This window comes from Xanthomonas nasturtii, assembly GCF_001660815.1.
Classification (GTDB): Bacteria; Pseudomonadota; Gammaproteobacteria; order Xanthomonadales; family Xanthomonadaceae; genus Xanthomonas; species Xanthomonas nasturtii.
The window spans coordinates 16,460-32,417 of the sequence record NZ_LYMI01000042.1 but is presented as its reverse complement, the minus strand read 5'-3'; the positions used below and the strand labels follow the sequence as shown (position 1 = coordinate 32,417).

Sequence of the window (15,958 nt, the reverse complement as noted above, 5' to 3'; positions counted from 1 at the left end):
CCGCGAGGCCTTAGTCAGGCGCTGGCCGATGGAACCGGTCTCACGCTGGCTAGAACGCTTACGCACACTGCCCGACGCAGTGTGCGAGCAGATGACGTTGGTGCTGTAAAACGTGGGGATACCTCAGGATCTGATGCGCTTTGCGCTAGTTTTTCGGTATCTGCGCGTAGGCGAGCAGCAACACCAGCGGTTCGTCGCCGGTTTGCTGTAGCGCATGCGTGCTGCCCGGCCGCGTCAGCAGCGCATCGCCGGCACTGACGTCGTACTGTTTGCCATCCAATGCATACAACCCACGGCCGCTGACGATGTAATAGATCTCGTCCTTGTCGTGCAGGTGCAGGCCGATGCCGGCGCCTTTATGCAGCACGCGCTTGCGTAGCACGAACTTCAGCTCCGGCGCGTCTGCGAAGAACGGGTAGGCCGTGGTGGGACCGGCGCCGCCGTGCGGGCCGGGTTGTTCGCGGGCGAGGTCGCGCTCATGCACCACCAGCGAGGGATGCGCTTGCGCGGCGCGTTGTGCGGCGGTGTCGGGGGCTGCGCCGCAATCGGCGTCACGGCGGAGTTGCGGTTTCAGCGCTGGCTGCAGTTTCACCCAGCCGTGCACGACCAGGCAGGCGATGGCGGTGGCACCGGCGCGGCTGAAGTGGGTGCCGTCGGCCTTGTGTTGTTCGGGCACGAACAGGAAATACGGTTTGGCGGCTTGTTCGCCGAGTGCACGGATCCAGTCGCTGGAACTGGCGTTGAGATCGATCAGGGCCACATGTTCTTGCGCGGCCAGTTGCTGCATCGCCAGGGTGTAACGGCCGTGCGTGTCGAGCAGCGCGCCGAAGTCGTAGAGCAGGCGTGCGGCCGGGGTGATCAGGATCGGGGTGGCGCCGGTGTCGCGCGCTGCGGCAATAAAGCGGCGCAGGAACTGCACGTAGTCGGTGGTCGGATCGGTGTAGCGCGTGGGATCTTCGCGCTTGGCGTCGTTATGGCCGAACTGGATCAGCAGGATGTCGCCACGTTGCAGTTCTTGTGCGATGGCATCCAGGCGCCCTTCGGCGATGAAACTGCGCGTGCTGCGGCCGCCCTTGGCGTGGTTGCGCACCTGCCACTGCGCCGGGTCGAACCAGTCTTGCAACTGTTGGCCCCAGCCTGCTTGTGGCGCGCGCTCCGGGCCGTAGTCGGCGGCGGTGGAGTCGCCAGCGATGAAGATGCGGTGTGGCGCGGCGTTGGCAAGGTTTGCAAAGAGCAGCAGCACTGCGAACAGCAGCAGACGCATGGTGGGCTCCGGGAGAAATGCCAAGTACACGACGCTGTTCCTTCTCCCGTCGGGAGAAGGTGCCCGAAGGGCGGATGAGGGTGCGACTGCATCGGAACTATTGGACGGTGCTGCTGTTGTCCAAGCCTTCCCTGTTCGGGGTTGCTGTCTGCCGCCGTACCCTCACCCCACCCCCCGCTCCGCGCCCCTGCCCGCGCTAGCAGCACGGGCAGGGGCGCGGAGCGGGGCTCAAGCGCGTTTGCTAGTTACGCGGCGGCTGCAGCCGCTTCGGGCTTGCCCAGCACACCGGCGACGAAGTTGCGGATTTCCGCATCCTGCGCATTGTCGAAGAAGCACTGCTGGAAACGCTCGCCGCCGATGGCCTGCTTGATCAGCTCCGGGTCGATGGCGCGCAGGCCGTCGAGGTAGGACTTGGCGGTGGCCTGCTTGACCTGGGTCAGGATGCCGGCATTGGCGGCCTGCGATTCGCGACGCTCGGCCGGGTAGCCCATGCCGCGCTTGCCGCTGAAGGCCTTTTCGAAGATGTAGCGCACGTTGATTTCCGCGCCCCAGCCGTAGCCCTTGGCGAATGCCAGCGACAGCGCGTTGCCGTTGTTGACCTGGGCGAACAGGTAGGCGTCGGTCGGCTCGATGCAGTAGCCGCAGAACACGCCCGGGTGCGCGTTGAGCGACATCATCGCGCCCTGGCCGGTGCCGCAGCCGGCGACCACAAAGTCCACGGCCTTGGAGTTCAGCAGCAGGCTGGCGACGATGCCCAGGTGGATGTAGGTCAGGCGGTGGTCGTTGTCGCCGTCCATGCCGACGTTGAACACGCTGTGGCCCTGCTCGCTGGCGACGTCGTTGAGCTGCTGCAGGATCACCGGGTTCTTGGCGGCCTGGCTGAACTCATTCATGAGTGCGATTTTCATGGGGATGCTCCGATTGGTTTGGGGAAGTTTTTTAAGACGTTGTTTTTGGAAAGTAGTGATAAGGGCGTTTGGTTGCCGGCCTTTCTTGACTGCGCGCGCGTCGTTCGTCTCTGTCGATGAAAACAACGCGCTGGTGCAGAACGGAAGAGCGATTGCAGGAGAGGCAGTGCGCATCTGGCTGATGCGTAGTTACCGACCCTCATCCGCCCTTCGGGCACCTTCTCCCGGAGGGAGAAGGAATGACGCAATGTCAGCCGGGAAACGCGCTTGAATCAGCGTGCCAGCCAGCCGCCGTCGACCGGGATGATGGCGCCGTTGACGTAATCCGAGGCGCTGCTGGCCAGGAACACGGCGGTGCCGCCAAGGTCGGACGGTTCGCCCCAGCGCGCGGCCGGGATGCGGTCCAAGATGGACTTGTTGCGATCGGCGTCCGCACGCAGCTGCGCGGTGTTGTCGGTGGCCATGTAGCCCGGTGCAATGGCATTGGTGGTCACGCCCTTGCTGGCCCATTCGTTTGCGAGCAGGCGGGTGATGCCGGCAATGCCGGACTTGCTGGCGGTGTAGGACGGCACCCGGATGCCGCCCTGGAACGACAGCATCGAGGCGATGTTGATGATCTTGCCGCGGCCCTGGGCGATGAAGTGGCGGCCGGCGGCCTGCGCCATGAAGAACGCCGACTTCAGGTTGACGTTGAGCACGTCGTCCCAATCCTGCTCGCTGAAATCGACCGCGTCGGTGCGGCGGATCAGGCCAGCGTTGTTGACCAGGATGTCCAGCCCGCCCAGCCCGGCGATGGTCTCCTCGACGATGCGCTGCACCGGCTCGATGCTGATCAGGTTGGCTTCGATGGCGAGGAAGCGACGGCCCAGCGCCTTGACCTTCTGTTCGGTCTCGGTGGGCGCCTGGATGCCGGCGGCGGCGATGTCGGCGCCGGCCTGCGCCAGTGCCAGCGCGATGCCCTGGCCCAAGCCCGTGTTGGCACCGGTGACCAGTGCGACCTTGCCTTCGAGACTGAACGGATTGCTCATTACCTTATCGCTCCTGCTGGATGTGCCGTGATGTGATGAGTGAACCGCGCGATGCGCGGCCGATTGCATGGTTTGAAACGTTGCCAGCGCCTGATGGAGGGCGCTGCCGCTGCCGGCGCCTGGCGCAATCAAGACGACGCTGTGGTGCCGGCCTTGCTGAAACGCAGGCTTACTTGAGCTGGCAGATGTCCAGCACGTGCATGTCGGTGTAATCCAGGTTTTCGCCGCCCATCGCCCAGATGAAGGCGTAATTGCTGGTGCCGGCGCCCATGTGGATGGACCACGGCGGCGACACCACCGCTTCGTTGTTCTGGATCACGATGTGGCGCTGCGCGTCGGGCTCGCCCATGAAGTGGTACACGCGGTCATTGGCGCCGAGGTCGAAATAGAAATACACCTCGCTGCGGCGGTCGTGCAGATGCGGCGGCATGGTGTTCCAGACGCTGCCCGGCTTGAGCACGGTCAGGCCCAGCAGCAGCTGCGAGGACTGGCAGGTGGCCGGCACGATGTACTGGTAGATGGTGCGCTCGTTGCTGGTTTCCAGCGCGCCACGGTCCAGTGCCACCGCATCCTTGATCGACAGCTGCTTGGTCTCGAAGCGCGCATGCGCCGGGGTCGAGGCCAGATAGAACTTGGCCGGGTTGGCGGCATCGTCCGAGGCGAAGCTGACACCGGTACTGCCCATCGCCACGTACAGGCCGTCCTTCGGCCCCAGCGTGTAGGCGGTGCCGTCCACGGTCACGGTGCCGGCACCCGCGCCGACGTTGATCACGCCCAGTTCGCGGCGCTCCAGAAAGGCATGACCGGCGGCCGACGCCGGCTCGGTCTGCTTGGGCAGCTCCAGCGCGGTGCCCAGCGGTGCGGCGCCACCGAGCACGAAGCGCTCGTAGTGGGTGTATTTGAGGGTCACCGCACCGTCGACGAACAGGCCGTCGAGCAGATACAGCTCGCGCAGATCGTCGTTGCTGGCGCCCTTGATGGCGTCCGGGTGGGTGGCGTAGTGGGTCTTGCAGTACAGGGACATGCGCGATCTCCGTGGCAAGCAGGGGGAAAGAGGGCTTGCACCGGGGTAGTCTACCGGCTCTGGTTAACCGGTGTCATTGCGCAGTGCAAGATGGAGGTGTGCCGGAATGGGACCCCTTCTCCGTCGGGAGAAGGTGGCGCGCAGCGCCGGATGAGGGTACGAGGCTGCGCGCGGTGTTTGGGCGCGCGGTTTTTGGTTGGTCGGGAGAGCCTTATGGGCACTCATCTCCCTCAACGCATGACTGAGCTTTCTCGGATGGCTGTCTGCCGCCGTACCCTCACCCCCTCTCCCGCAGGGAGAGGGGCTTTGAGCCCTTCTCCGTCGGGAGAAGGTGGCGCGCAGCGCCGGATGAGGGTACGAGGCTGCGCGCGGTGTTTGGGCGCGTAGTTTGGTTGGTCGGGTAGAGGCTTATTGCGCCCCCGAGAATTGCCAATGCCCGCCATGCCCAACGCGTCGCCACGCGCCGGCTCCAGTGAATCGCAAGCGCTTTGCTTGGGGTCCACTCGCCTGCGCTTGACCTCCCTCAATCTTCCGGCGGTTGGCAGGAGTCGCGCACGATCAGGTGCGGGCGCACGCTGGCGGTGGGCAGCTGCGGGGCGTTGTCCGGCTGGATCAGCATGGCGGCGGCGGTGCGGCCGGTGTCGCGGGTGTGGCGGCGCACCGAGGTCAGTGGTGGCCACAGGCGCGAGGCCAGCGAGCTGTCGTCGTAGCCGATCACCGAGAGCTGGCGCGGGATGCTGATGCCGGCACGCAGGGCGACCTTGTAGATACCGGCGGCCATTTCGTCGTTACCGGTGAAGATGGCAGTGGGGCGCTTCTTGCCCAGCAGCAGCTTTTCGGCCGCGGCCACGCCGGATTCGAAGGTGTAGCCGGCTTCCACGATGCGCTCGGGCGGCAATTCGATGCCGCGCCGGGTCAGCGCGTCGGCAAAGCCCGAAGTGCGTTCGATCGAGGAGCGGTAGGCGCTGGGGCCGGTGACCAGGGCGATGTCGCGGTGGCCGAGCGAGAGCAGGTAATCGGCCGCTTCGGCCGCACCGTCGCGGTCGTGGGTGATCACCGTCTGCGAGGTGGCGTCCAGCGCGATCGAGGCGATGCGGGTGTAGCGGCAGCCGATTTCGGCCAGCATGTCGGCCAGCGCCTGGTCCTCGGAGGCGCGCGGCACCAGGATCACCCCGTGCAGCTTCTGCGCCTGCGCAAACCGGCGCACGCCCTCGATGTAGCCAGGGCTGCGGCTGTCGCAGGGGTGCACCACCAGCTCGAAACTGGAGCCGCGCAGCGCGTCCAGCGCGCCGTACTGCATGTCCACGATGTATTGCGCGGTGGGGTTGTCGTAGACCATGCCGATCAGGAACGAGCGCCGGAACGCCAGCCCGCGCGCCAGCGGGTCGGGCGCGTAGCCGACCTCGCGCATCAGCGCTTCGACCTTTTCGCGGGTGTCCTGGCGCACCAGTGGCGAGTTGTTGATGATCCGCGACACGGTCTTCTTGGACACGCCCGACATCCGGGCGATGTCGTTGATCGTGGCTACCTTGCCCTTCGGCAGGCCGGGCATTCCCTCTTCAGGCATCTTGCGGGCGGGCATAGCGGTCAACCAGTGAAGTTGATTGGATTCTACCGGCCAGACGGCCGGCAGACCTGAGCGAAGCCTGCCGCCACCCCGAACCCGCCGCGCAAGACAGGCCGCAGCTGGCATCGCGGCGGCATCCCCGGCGATGCAGAACGGTCAGTCCAGGGCGCGGTAGCGGAAGTTGCGGAACTCCACCTGGCCATCGCCTGCGGCATACAGCGCCGGCTTCAAGGCCAGGAACTTGCCGGCCACGTTGTGGTGGTAGCCGGACACTTCCATCTGCACCGGGTACTTGGTCCAGGTGGTGCCGTCGGTGCTGCTATGGATGGTGACGATGTGGCGGTTGTTGGTGACCCGCAGCCACAGCGTGCCGCCCTTTGCGCTAGGCGCCAGCGTACCGGGCCGTTCTTCGCCGTAGCGGTGCATGACGAAGTTCTCGCCATTGCTGCCCACGCCGGCATAGAGCTTGTCGCTGTAGAACAACAGTGCCCCGCCCTGCCCGCCCGGCGCCACGGTCATCTGCACCTCGAACTGGTAGGCCTGGTCGGTGGCGATCACCGTCAGCGGCGAGGCATTGCGCGGGGCGCTGCCCTTGCCCTGCAGGCGCAACACGCCATCGCCCACCTGCAGGCGCTTGGCCTCGTCGGCGGCCGGGTTGAAGAACGCCCACTGCGGGCCGAGCGTGGCCGCGCGGAAGTCGTCCGACAGCGCCAGCCCGTGCGGCAAGGCCTGGCCGCTGGGTTTTTTCAGCGGGGTGCCCAGGTCGCCACCCTTGGCGACGAACCAGCCGTCCGCGGTCCATTCGATCGGGTCCAGCAGCGCCTGCCGGCCCAGCGTCCAGAAGCCGTGTTCGTAGCCGTGGTAGAGCATCCACCAGCGCTTGTCGGTGCCTTCCACCAGGGTGGCGTGGCCGCGCGACCACCACGGCTCATCCGCGCTCTTGGTGCGGGTGATCGGGTTGTTGGGCGCGTTCTGCCAGGGGCCGTGGATCGAGCGCGAGCGCGCGGTGATCACCATGTGCCCGGTCGGCGGGCCGGCGGTGCCGCCCACGGCGGTGGTCATGTAGTACCAGCCGTTGTGGCGGGTGATCTTGGGGCCTTCCTGGGCATAGCCTTCCACGTCCCAGCTTTCCGGGTACTTCCAGCCGTCGTAGACATGCTTGGGCGTGCCGACCACTTTGAAGCCGTCGTCGGAGAGCTGCACGTAATCGCCGCCGCTCAGAAACAGGTAGCGCTTGCCGTCTTCGCCCACTGCATGGCCGGGGTCGATGTACTTGCCCAGGCCGATGTCGATCGGCGCGCTCCACGGGCCCTTGATGTCGTCGGCCCAGACCACGAAGTTGCTGCGCTCGCCCTGGTCGCCGCGGCGTGCCGGGAAATAGATGTAATAGCGCTTGCCGTGCTTGATCAGGTCCGGCGCCCAGATCGCGCCAACGTTCTGGCTGATGGCGTGGCCTAGCGGCTGCCAGTTGACCAGATCGCGCGAATGCCAGATCGGCAGGCCCGGGTAGGCATCGAACGACGACAGCGTGAGGTAGTAATCGTCGCCGTCCTTGAGCACCGACGGGTCGGGATGATCGCCGGCCAGGACCGGGTTGAGGAAGGTGCCGTTGCCCTGATCGGCAATGCGCTGATGCTCGATGCCGCGCTTCCAGTCGGCCGCGGCGCTTAGCCCGGTACACAGCAACAGTCCGCCGGCCAGCAGCCAACGCAGACGGGGTGAGGTGATACGCATACGCATGCTTTCTCCTGGTCCCCGCGGTGCGGGGCGATACGGTTGCCAGCGGGCAATGCCACCGGTTAACCGAATGAGGCGGAAACCTCCCGCCAGCAGCAACGTCCTGCACCTTCGGCAAGGCGTTGCACGCGCCCGGCAAGCGAGGGATCGGTGCGGCATCACCTGCCGTATCGATCACGCCCGTCCACCAGGCACCCGATCGCTCAGTGCGTCATGGCCTCACGCGCGCAGCGCGCGTGGCAGCCACAACGACAGCTCCGGGAAAAACGCCACGATCAGCAGTACGCACAGCGCCGCCAGCCAGAACGGCCAGATGGTGCGCATGCTCTGGGCAACGGTGATCTGCCCGATCGAGGTGCCGATGAACAGCACCGAGCCGATCGGCGGGGTGATCAGGCCGATACCGCCGGCCAGCACCATCACCAGACCGAAGTGGATCGGGTCGATGCCATAGGCCTTGACCACCGGCAGGAAGATCGGCGTGCAGATCAGGATTTTCGGTGCCAGGTCCATGAACATGCCCAGCAACAGCAGCATCACCACGATCATCAGCAACACGGTGTTCTTGCTGTCGGCAATGGCCTGCAGGAACTTCACCGCGGCCGCGGGCACCTGCAGATACGCCAGCAACCAACCGAACACCGCCGCGGTGGCGATCACGAACAGGATCACGCCGGTGGTGCGCGCGGCATGCGTGACGGCGGCAAAGAACTCGGCCCAACGCAGCTGGCGATACAGCAGCGCGGTGACGATCAACGCATACACCACTGCGATCGCCGCACTCTCCACCGCGGTGAAAATGCCGGCGCGGATACCGATGAAGATCAACGCCACCAGGCCCAGGCCCGGCAACGCACCGAACAGGCGCAAGGCCACCGCACGCCAGCCCGGGAACGGCTCGGTGCCGTAGCCACGATGGCGCGCCACCGCATAGCCGGTGACCATCATCGCCGCGGTCATCAACAACGCGGGCACGATGCCGGCCGCGAACAGATCGGCAATCGACAGGCCGCCGCCGGCCGCGGCCGAAAACAGGATCAGGTTATGCGAGGGCGGCACCAGCAAGGCCACCAGTGCGGCGGTCATGCTCACGTTGACCGCGTAGTCGCGGTCGTAACCGCGCTTGATCATCTGCGGAATCATGGTGCCGCCCACCGCCGAGACGTCGGCGATGGCAGAACCGGACACACCGCCAAAGAACAACGACGACAGCACGCTGACCTGACCCAGGCCGCCACGCACGCGCCCCACCAACGAGGACGCCAACGCGATCAAGCGTTCGGAAATGCCGCCGCGCAACATCAACTCGCCGGCAAAGATGAACAGCGGGATCGCAATCAACGACGCCGAGCCGCTACCGGCGGAAATCTGCTGCACCAGCACCACCGTGGGCAGGTCCAAATACAGCAGCGTGGCCAGTGCAGCCGCACCCAAGGCGTAGGCCACCGGCACGCCGATCAGCAGCAGCACCACGAAGGTTCCCAACAACATGGCGATGCCCATCAGCGCACTCCTCCGGTGTGGATCGGGCGCAGCACACGCCACAACTTGAACAAGGCAAACAGCACCATCAGCGCACCGCCGATCGACAGCGGCAGGTAGTTGATGCTCTGCGGCATCTGCGCGCCGGCCATCTTGATGTCCAGCCCATCGACCAGCAGCGCCGCGCTCCACCACGCCAGCACGGCACCGATGGCCATGATCATCAGCGGACGGATCAGGTCGAATATCTTGCGCACCAGCGGCGGCACGTGTTCGCCCAGCAGGTAGAAGCCAAAGTGGCGATTGGTGTGCACACCGGCGGCGGCGCCCAGGCTCAGCGCGGTACTCAGCAGCAACAGCGTCACCGGCTCGGTCCAGCTGGGCGAGTCGTTGAGCACGTAGCGGGTGAACACCTGCCAGCCCTGCACGACCACCAGGCCCAGCAGTGCCAGCGATGCCACGCCAACGGCAATATCGGAAACGCGGTCCAGCGCGCGCTGCAACGGCGCGACCGGGACGGCGAGAGTCTCGGGTTCGGTCATCGGGATACCTCTATGCAAAATCGCGGATGCGGCGGTACAGCGCTTCGATCTCCGGCTGCTTGCGGTATTCGGCCAGCAGTGGGGCGGCGGCGGCGCGGAACGCCGGCATGTCGACCTGGTTGAGCTTCACGCCGTAGTCGATCACCTGCTTGCGCGCGACCGTCTCGGACGCATCCCACAAGTTGCGCATCACCGCCACCGAGGCGCGCGCCAGTTCCACCACCAGGCCGCGATCGGCCGGGCTCAGCGATTCGAAGCTCTGCCGCGACATCACCAGGATGTCCGGCGCGTAGGAATGCTCGCTCTGCGACCAGTAATGCGCGGCTTCGAAATGGCGGCTGGACTGGAAGCTGCGCATATTGTTTTCCGCACCGTCGATCATGTGCGTTTCCATCGCCGAAAACGTCTCACCCAGCGACATCGGGGTGGGGTTGGCGCCCAGCATCCGCATCAGCTTGAGAAAGATGTCCGACGAAGCCACGCGTAGCTTCAGGCCCTTGAGATCTTCCGGGCGGTGCAGCGGATGCTTGGTGTTGTAGAAGCAGCGCGCACCGGAGTCATAGATCGCCAAGCCCACCAGATCGCGCTGTTCGAAGCTGCGCAGGATGCTGTCGCCGACATGGCCGTCGATGACGCGGCGCAGATGCGGCACCGAGTCGAACACGTACGGCAGGCACAGCGCCTGGGTGAGCGGAAAGGTGTTGTTCAACGCGCCCGAATACACGCGGGTGATGTCGATGGCGCCAAAGCGCGCCATGTCGATCGCCTCGGACTCGCGGCCCAGCTGGCCGGAGTGGTACTGGCGCAGCTTGAGCCGGCCGTTGGTGCGCGCCTCGAGCTGTTTGCCGAACCACCGCACCGCTTCCACGGTGGGGTAGTCGCCGACGTGCACGTCGGTGGCGGTGAGCAGCTGCCCACCGGGAATCGGCGTGGTGGCGCCGGCACCCAACCAGGGTGCGGCAGCGGCGGCGCCAAGCCCGGCACCGAGGAAATGTCTGCGTGTGATCATTGGCGCCCTCCCAAGCGTCTGGTCACTGGGTCCGAATCAGGCAGCGGACACAGCTGTACAGGAAATGTCGCCGATGCCGGCGAAGCGAATCAGGGCACGCTGCCCCACTTCGATGTCATGGATACCGGTGGCATTGCCCGTGGCAATGAGATCACCGCGCTTGAGCGGACGCCCGCGCTGGGCCGAACGGCTGAGCGCAAATGCGTAGGCCGCGCGCAATCCGCCCGGTAGCGTGGTGGCACCGCCGGTGCCGACCACCTGGTCGTCGATCAGCGTTTCGGCGGTCAGCGCAGTCTCCTCGCGGCCCAGCCAGTTGGTCACTTCCGGCCCCAGAATCAGGCCGTTGTTGTTGCCGAAGTCGGAAACCACCACCCGCGGACCCAGCTTGTTGATGGTGGCCAAGGGGCTGCTGGCGATTTCCACGCCGATGAATAACCTTGCCGGCAATGCGGCGGCCTCGTCGGCGGTGTAATGCGCCTTGCCGCTGGGTGCATCGGCCTCCAGACGCAGTACGTACTCGGCTTCCACTGCACCAAAGCCGCCGACATAGATCGGGAACTCGGTTGTTCCACCGGTAGCATTCCAGAGCTTCTGAGAGAAGATCGGGCCGAGCAGACGCTCGTCGCCGGAGGCATCGCGGCGCTCGGCGGCGATATAACCTACCTTCCAGCCGACCACGTGGTCGTGCCACTGGCTAATGGCGATGTCCTGCACCTGGTACGCAGTGACCAGATCGTCGGGGATTTGCCCGGGAAAGTCGGGAAGCGAGGCCCCTGCACGGCGTGCCTCCACAAAGCGCTGGGCGATGTCGGACAGCGTGGATGTGGACGATGGCGAAGTGGCGGCGTCGTTGCTCAAGGGTGTCTCCCCGATAGGTGTTTTGTTGCACTGCCAATCGACAGCGGCACGGTGTGCTGTATATGGTAAACCGGTGTCATTGGCAATGTGCAGTGCGGCAATTGTGGCCGCCGTAACGAAGTGGCCCTGGGAGAGGTGAATGAAACAGACACGCCCAACGCGCGTTTTGACGGCGTTTTCGAGCGCCGCGTGGCGCGGCCTGGCGGTGATCGTGCTGGGAACGTTGCTGGCCGGCCCGGCACCGGCCGCCGAGCGGCCCAGCGCCGACACCGCAGCCGAACAGGCCAGCCGGATCGCCCTGTGGCCGACGCCATTGGCACCGGGGGACACCGCCCTGCCGCAGTCGCAACGCATTGTCGACCGCAGCGGCGACCCGGCGCACCCGGACCGCTACATCCAGCACATCAGCCAGCCCTATCTGGTGGTCTACCGGCCCAAGCGGCCCAATGGCACCGCGCTGCTGGTCACCCCCGGCGGTGGTTACCAGCGCATCGTGCTGGACAACGAAGGCAGCGACCTGGTGCCCGGCTTCGTCGACGCCGCCGGCATCACCGTATTCGTACTGCGCTACCGGCTACCGGGCGAGGGCCACCCGAACGGCGCCGACGTGCCGCTGGCCGATGCGCAACGTGCGTTGCGGCTGATCCGCGCCAACGCGGCGCGCTACGGCATCGATACGCAGCGCGTGGGGGCGATGGGCTTTTCGGCCGGCGGCCATGTCGCCGCCAGCCTGGGCACGCGCTACGCCGCGCAGGTGTATCCACCGGTGGATGCGGCCGATGCGCTGAGCGCGCGGCCGGATTTCCAGCTGTTGATCTATCCGGTCATCGATATGGACATTGCCAGCGCACACAGGGGCTCGCGCGAACGCCTGATCGGCAGCGCTCCGAGCGCGGCGCAGGTGCGTGCGTACTCGCCGCAGTTGCACGTGGAGGCACGCATGCCGCCCACTTTTCTGCTGCATGCGCAGGACGACACCGTGGTGTCGGTACGCAACAGCCTGCTGATGCACGACGCCCTGCTGCGCGCCGGGGTACCCAGCGAACTGCATGTGTTTCCGCAGGGCGGCCACGGCTTCGGCACGGCCAGCGGCACCGGCCTCACCGTGGCCGTATGGCCGCAACTGGCGCAGGCGTGGATTGCGCATGTCGTCAAGACGCAGACATCCACATCTGCACCGGCATCTGCATCTGCATCTGCAGCGTCGAAGGATGCCGCGCGATGACGGCGCAAACCGCGCCGGACGCGCGACGCCGCACGCTGCTGCGCGGCGGGCTGCTCGCCACTGCGGCGGCAACGCTGCCGGGCGTCGCTGCCGCCGCACTGCCACCCCAACGCAACGACAGCGCGCCACTGGCACGCGTGCGTGGCGGTGCGGTGCGCGGCTACCGCGACCAGGGCATCTGCGTATTCAAGGGCATCCCGTATGGCGGCGATACCGCGGTGCGGCGCTTCCAGGCGCCGCTGCAGGAAACGCCGTGGCAGGACGTGCGCGATGCCAGCCATTTCGGTGCGGCTGCGCCACAACTCAAAGCCAGCGAGCCCACCAGCGAGGACTGCCTGTTCCTCAACGTGTGGACGCCCGGCCTGCGCGATGGCGGCAAGCGGCCGGTGCTGTTCTATATCCACGGCGGCGGCTACACCACCGGCTCCGGCAGCGACCCGCTCTACGACGGCGTGCGGCTGTGCACGCGCGGCGATGTGGTGGTGATCACGGTCAATCACCGGCTCAACCTGTTCGGCTATCTGTCGCTGGCGCAATTGGGCGATGCCAGCTTCGCCGACTCCGGCAATGCCGGCCAGTTGGACCTGATCCAGGCCTTGCAGTGGGTGCGCCAGCATGCAGTCGAATTCGGTGGCGATGCCGGCAACGTCACGGTGTTTGGGCAATCCGGCGGCGGCGCCAAGATCGCCACGCTGATGGCGATGCCGGCCGCGCGCGGGCTGTTCCATCGCGCCTGGACCATGAGCGGGCAGCAGGTCACCGTGGCCGGCCCGCGCGCGGCCACCCAGCGCGCGCAGCTGTTGCTGGACGCATTGAAGATTGCGCCAGGCGATCTGGCGCGGCTGCGCACTGTGCCGGCGGCGGACCTGCTGGCCGCCGCACAGGTGCGCGACCCGTCGCGGGTGGAAAACAGCGCGCTGTATTTCGGCCCGGTGCTGGATGCGCGCAACGTGCCGGTGCATCCGTTCTGGCCCACCGCGCCGCTGCAATCGGCGCGCATTCCGATGGTGATCGGCAACACCCGCGATGAGACGCGCGGCTTTCTCGGCAACGATGCAAACAACTTTGCGCTGAGCTGGGACGCGTTGCCGGCCAAGCTGGAAGCGCAGCAGTACGTGGACCTGTTGCCGCAGGTGGTGATTGCCGAATACCGGCGGCTGTATCCGCAGTACTCGCCTTCGCAGGTGTTCTTTGCCGCCACCACGGCCGGCCGCTCGTGGCGCGGTGCGGTCGAAGAAGCCGAAGCGCGTGCGCGTCAGGGCGCGCCCACCTGGGTCTATCAACTGGATTGGGGCTCGCCGCTGGAAGGCGGCAAGTTCGGCGCCTTCCACACGCTGGATATTCCGCTGGTGTTCGATAACGTGCGCCAACCTGGTTCGCGCACCGGCGACAGCATCGATGCGCAGCGCATGGCCGAGCAAATGAGCGGTGCGCTGATCGCGTTTGCACGCCATGGCGCCCCCAATCGTCGTGGTGCGCCGCGCTGGCAGCCGTATTCGCTGCAGCGGCGCGAAACGCTGGTATTCGATACGCCGAGCCGGTTGGAACACGATCCGCGCGGTGGCGAGCGACGCCTGTATCAGCAAGCGCCCTTCATTCAACGCGGCACGTTCTGAATGCGTGTTTTGTTGAGCCACAACCAAAGCGTCGAAGGCAGTCGCCATCCGCGTTCGGAACGCCTGCACGCAATGGCAGGGGCTGAGCGCCACATGCCGCTTGACGCATTGGCCACGCGCTGGCTGCGATCACGCAGCCGTGTTGATTCGATCCTGAGGTCATCCATGCGTCATCGCTTCGCACTCCCATCGCTGCTGCTGGCTGCGCTGGCAGTCGCATGCCTTCCATTCGCCGATGCCACCGCGCTCGTCGAGACTTCGCTCGTGTCCGGGGCACCCACCGCCAGCACCTCAACCAGCAACGCGCCGGCCCCGCCACCCGTGTTGGCCGCCAGCAAGATCGTGCTGGTCGGCGATTCCACCACCGCCGTGCAAGGTGGCTGGGGGCCGAGTTTCTGCGCGCAGCATGTGACCTCGTTTCTGAGTTGCCTCAATCTGGCGCGCGGCGGGCGCAGTACCTCCAACTATCGTGCGGAAGGGTCGTGGGACATCGCGCTGAAGGAGTTGCGTAGCGGCGGTTACCGGCAGGTGGTGGTATTGATCCAGTTCGGCCATAACGACCAGCCCGGCAAACCGGGGCGCTCCACCGACCTGGCAACAGAGTTCCCGGCCAACCTGCGTCGCTATGTGGCCGAAGCGCGTGCCGCAGGCGCGGTTCCGGTGCTGGTGACGCCATTGACGCGGCGGCGGTTCGAGCGCGGCCAACTGCTGGACGACCTGGCCCCATGGGCGCAGGCCACACGTGCGGTCGCACACGAGTTGCAGGTGCCGGTGGTCGATCTGCACGCGCGCAGCCGTGCATTGGTGCAGGGCATGGGGCCGGTGCTGGCAATGCGGCTTGCGCAGCGCCCGGCAGATCCGCAGCAGGTGATCGCTGCGCAATCGGGTACCACCATCGGCAAGACGCCGGCGCAGACGCTGCCGTCGTCATCGTCATCGTCATCGTCGAAAACGCCTGAGAACACCAGCGTGACTGCAGCTGGCGCGGTTGCCACTGCACAGGACAATGCCAGTGCAGAACCGATGGGCCAGGCCAGACTTGCGTTCGACTACACCCATCTTGGCCCCGAGGGCGCGGATATCTTTGCGGCGATCGTCGCCGACGAGTTGGCAAGACAAGTGCCTGCTTTGCGGCCGCTGTTGATTCCGTGATGCGTTGACGGCAACTGCGCCTGGCACTCGGGAGCTTGCCGCGCGCAATGACGCTGCAGTCGTTCCCACACGTGCAGCGCGGGGTTGGCGCAATCAACTGCTTACGGGGGAAGTGGTCGCTTGTTCCGTACTCTACCCCAACCCCCGCTTCGCGCCCCGGCCCGCGCTCGCGGCGCGGGCGCTCCAATGCACGCGCGCCATTGGCGCGCAAGCCGTGACTTGTTGCCCCGTAGGGAGAGGGGCTTTAAAGCGACGCCCCACATCTTTGGCGGCGCGCCAGGGATGCGTCCAACAAAGCGCAGCCTCACTACACTTCCTTCTCCCACCGGGAGAAGGTGCCCCGAAGGGGCGGATGAGGGTACGGGCGAAGCCTGGTGGTCCACACTTATGAGCCTGCACGCACGTGCGCAAACAGCCGCCGCCGCAGTCATGGCTGCAGCGAATGCCATCGCAGCCATCACATCCGCCCTGCACCAAAGCCCTACACCACGACCAAGCGCACCCCATCAGTCAACCGCCACCTCAAGAAAGCGCTTCTAACAAAAC

13 protein-coding genes are annotated in these 15,958 nt (G+C 66.1%); 3 read left to right on the top strand and 10 right to left on the bottom strand.

The features are described from left to right. Positions 1 to 145: 145 nt before the first annotated feature. The 10 genes from A7D16_RS15065 to A7D16_RS15020 form a co-directional block, all read right to left on the bottom strand. Positions 146 to 1,264: a GDSL-type esterase/lipase family protein gene (locus A7D16_RS15065; protein ID WP_064634109.1), complete on the bottom strand. Its 1,119-nt coding sequence runs from the start codon at positions 1,262 to 1,264 to the stop codon at positions 146 to 148. Positions 1,265 to 1,509: 245 nt separating this feature from the next. Next, positions 1,510 to 2,172 carry an RpiB/LacA/LacB family sugar-phosphate isomerase gene (locus A7D16_RS15060; RefSeq protein WP_064634108.1) on the bottom strand — a complete coding sequence of 221 codons (663 nt, stop codon included), beginning with the start codon at positions 2,170 to 2,172 and terminating at the stop codon, positions 1,510 to 1,512. A 272-nt stretch (positions 2,173 to 2,444) separates the two neighbouring features. Further along, on the bottom strand, positions 2,445 to 3,200 hold the full coding sequence (kduD, locus tag A7D16_RS15055) for a 2-dehydro-3-deoxy-D-gluconate 5-dehydrogenase KduD (RefSeq protein WP_064634106.1): 756 nt from the start codon (positions 3,198 to 3,200) through the stop codon (positions 2,445 to 2,447). A gap of 169 nt (positions 3,201 to 3,369) precedes the next feature. Continuing rightward, positions 3,370 to 4,224, bottom strand: coding sequence for a 5-dehydro-4-deoxy-D-glucuronate isomerase (kduI, locus tag A7D16_RS15050; RefSeq protein ID WP_064634104.1), 855 nt, complete (start codon positions 4,222 to 4,224; stop codon positions 3,370 to 3,372). 523 nt (positions 4,225 to 4,747) lie between these two features. Then, positions 4,748 to 5,806 carry a LacI family DNA-binding transcriptional regulator gene (locus A7D16_RS15045; protein WP_029218312.1) on the bottom strand — a complete coding sequence of 353 codons (1,059 nt, stop codon included), beginning with the start codon at positions 5,804 to 5,806 and terminating at the stop codon, positions 4,748 to 4,750. 141 nt (positions 5,807 to 5,947) lie between these two features. Further along, positions 5,948 to 7,531 carry a family 43 glycosylhydrolase gene (locus A7D16_RS15040; RefSeq protein WP_064634101.1) on the bottom strand — a complete coding sequence of 528 codons (1,584 nt, stop codon included), beginning with the start codon at positions 7,529 to 7,531 and terminating at the stop codon, positions 5,948 to 5,950. Between the two features lie 216 nt (positions 7,532 to 7,747). After that, positions 7,748 to 9,031, bottom strand: coding sequence for a TRAP transporter large permease (locus A7D16_RS15035; RefSeq protein WP_064507995.1), 1,284 nt, complete (start codon positions 9,029 to 9,031; stop codon positions 7,748 to 7,750). Next, on the bottom strand, positions 9,031 to 9,552 hold the full coding sequence (locus A7D16_RS15030) for a TRAP transporter small permease (protein WP_064634099.1): 522 nt from the start codon (positions 9,550 to 9,552) through the stop codon (positions 9,031 to 9,033). Before A7D16_RS15030 ends, A7D16_RS15035 begins: the two co-directional genes overlap by 1 nt. A 10-nt stretch (positions 9,553 to 9,562) precedes the next feature. Continuing rightward, positions 9,563 to 10,561: a TRAP transporter substrate-binding protein gene (locus A7D16_RS15025; RefSeq protein WP_064634097.1), complete on the bottom strand. Its 999-nt coding sequence runs from the start codon at positions 10,559 to 10,561 to the stop codon at positions 9,563 to 9,565. Positions 10,562 to 10,597: 36 nt separating this feature from the next. Continuing rightward, on the bottom strand, positions 10,598 to 11,419 hold the full coding sequence (locus A7D16_RS15020; RefSeq protein ID WP_064634095.1) for a 2-keto-4-pentenoate hydratase: 822 nt from the start codon (positions 11,417 to 11,419) through the stop codon (positions 10,598 to 10,600). A gap of 139 nt (positions 11,420 to 11,558) precedes the next feature. Here A7D16_RS15020 and A7D16_RS15015 point away from each other — a divergent pair, with 139 nt between their 5' ends. The 3 genes from A7D16_RS15015 (at position 11,559) to A7D16_RS15005 (ending at position 15,412) form a co-directional block, all read left to right on the top strand. Continuing rightward, positions 11,559 to 12,644 carry an alpha/beta hydrolase gene (locus A7D16_RS15015; protein ID WP_064634092.1) on the top strand — a complete coding sequence of 362 codons (1,086 nt, stop codon included), beginning with the start codon at positions 11,559 to 11,561 and terminating at the stop codon, positions 12,642 to 12,644. Beyond that, on the top strand, positions 12,641 to 14,260 hold the full coding sequence (locus A7D16_RS15010) for a carboxylesterase/lipase family protein (RefSeq protein WP_064634090.1): 1,620 nt from the start codon (positions 12,641 to 12,643) through the stop codon (positions 14,258 to 14,260). The genes A7D16_RS15015 and A7D16_RS15010 overlap by 4 nt, the downstream gene beginning before the upstream one ends. Before the next feature lie 165 nt (positions 14,261 to 14,425). Continuing rightward, the gene (locus A7D16_RS15005) at positions 14,426 to 15,412 is read left to right on the top strand and encodes a rhamnogalacturonan acetylesterase (RefSeq protein ID WP_064634088.1); all 987 of its coding nucleotides are present in this window, start codon (positions 14,426 to 14,428) and stop codon (positions 15,410 to 15,412) included. Positions 15,413 to 15,958: the final 546 nt, after the last annotated feature.

What these genes read in the sequence shown, in the direction of transcription:
- A7D16_RS15065 (WP_064634109.1), bottom strand. Translation starts at nt 1,264, where the DNA reads ATGCGTCTGCTGCTGTTCGCAGTGCTGCTGCTCTTTGCAAACCTTGCC.
- A7D16_RS15060 (WP_064634108.1), bottom strand. Translation starts at nt 2,172, where the DNA reads ATGAAAATCGCACTCATGAATGAGTTCAGCCAGGCCGCCAAGAACCCG.
- kduD (WP_064634106.1), bottom strand. Translation starts at nt 3,200, where the DNA reads ATGAGCAATCCGTTCAGTCTCGAAGGCAAGGTCGCACTGGTCACCGGT.
- kduI (WP_064634104.1), bottom strand. Translation starts at nt 4,224, where the DNA reads ATGTCCCTGTACTGCAAGACCCACTACGCCACCCACCCGGACGCCATC.
- A7D16_RS15045 (WP_029218312.1), bottom strand. Translation starts at nt 5,806, where the DNA reads ATGCCCGCCCGCAAGATGCCTGAAGAGGGAATGCCCGGCCTGCCGAAG.
- A7D16_RS15040 (WP_064634101.1), bottom strand. Translation starts at nt 7,531, where the DNA reads ATGCGTATGCGTATCACCTCACCCCGTCTGCGTTGGCTGCTGGCCGGC.
- A7D16_RS15035 (WP_064507995.1), bottom strand. Translation starts at nt 9,031, where the DNA reads ATGGGCATCGCCATGTTGTTGGGAACCTTCGTGGTGCTGCTGCTGATC.
- A7D16_RS15030 (WP_064634099.1), bottom strand. Translation starts at nt 9,552, where the DNA reads ATGACCGAACCCGAGACTCTCGCCGTCCCGGTCGCGCCGTTGCAGCGC.
- A7D16_RS15025 (WP_064634097.1), bottom strand. Translation starts at nt 10,561, where the DNA reads ATGATCACACGCAGACATTTCCTCGGTGCCGGGCTTGGCGCCGCCGCT.
- A7D16_RS15015 (WP_064634092.1), top strand. Translation starts at nt 11,559, where the DNA reads ATGAAACAGACACGCCCAACGCGCGTTTTGACGGCGTTTTCGAGCGCC.
- A7D16_RS15010 (WP_064634090.1), top strand. Translation starts at nt 12,641, where the DNA reads ATGACGGCGCAAACCGCGCCGGACGCGCGACGCCGCACGCTGCTGCGC.
- A7D16_RS15005 (WP_064634088.1), top strand. Translation starts at nt 14,426, where the DNA reads ATGCGTCATCGCTTCGCACTCCCATCGCTGCTGCTGGCTGCGCTGGCA.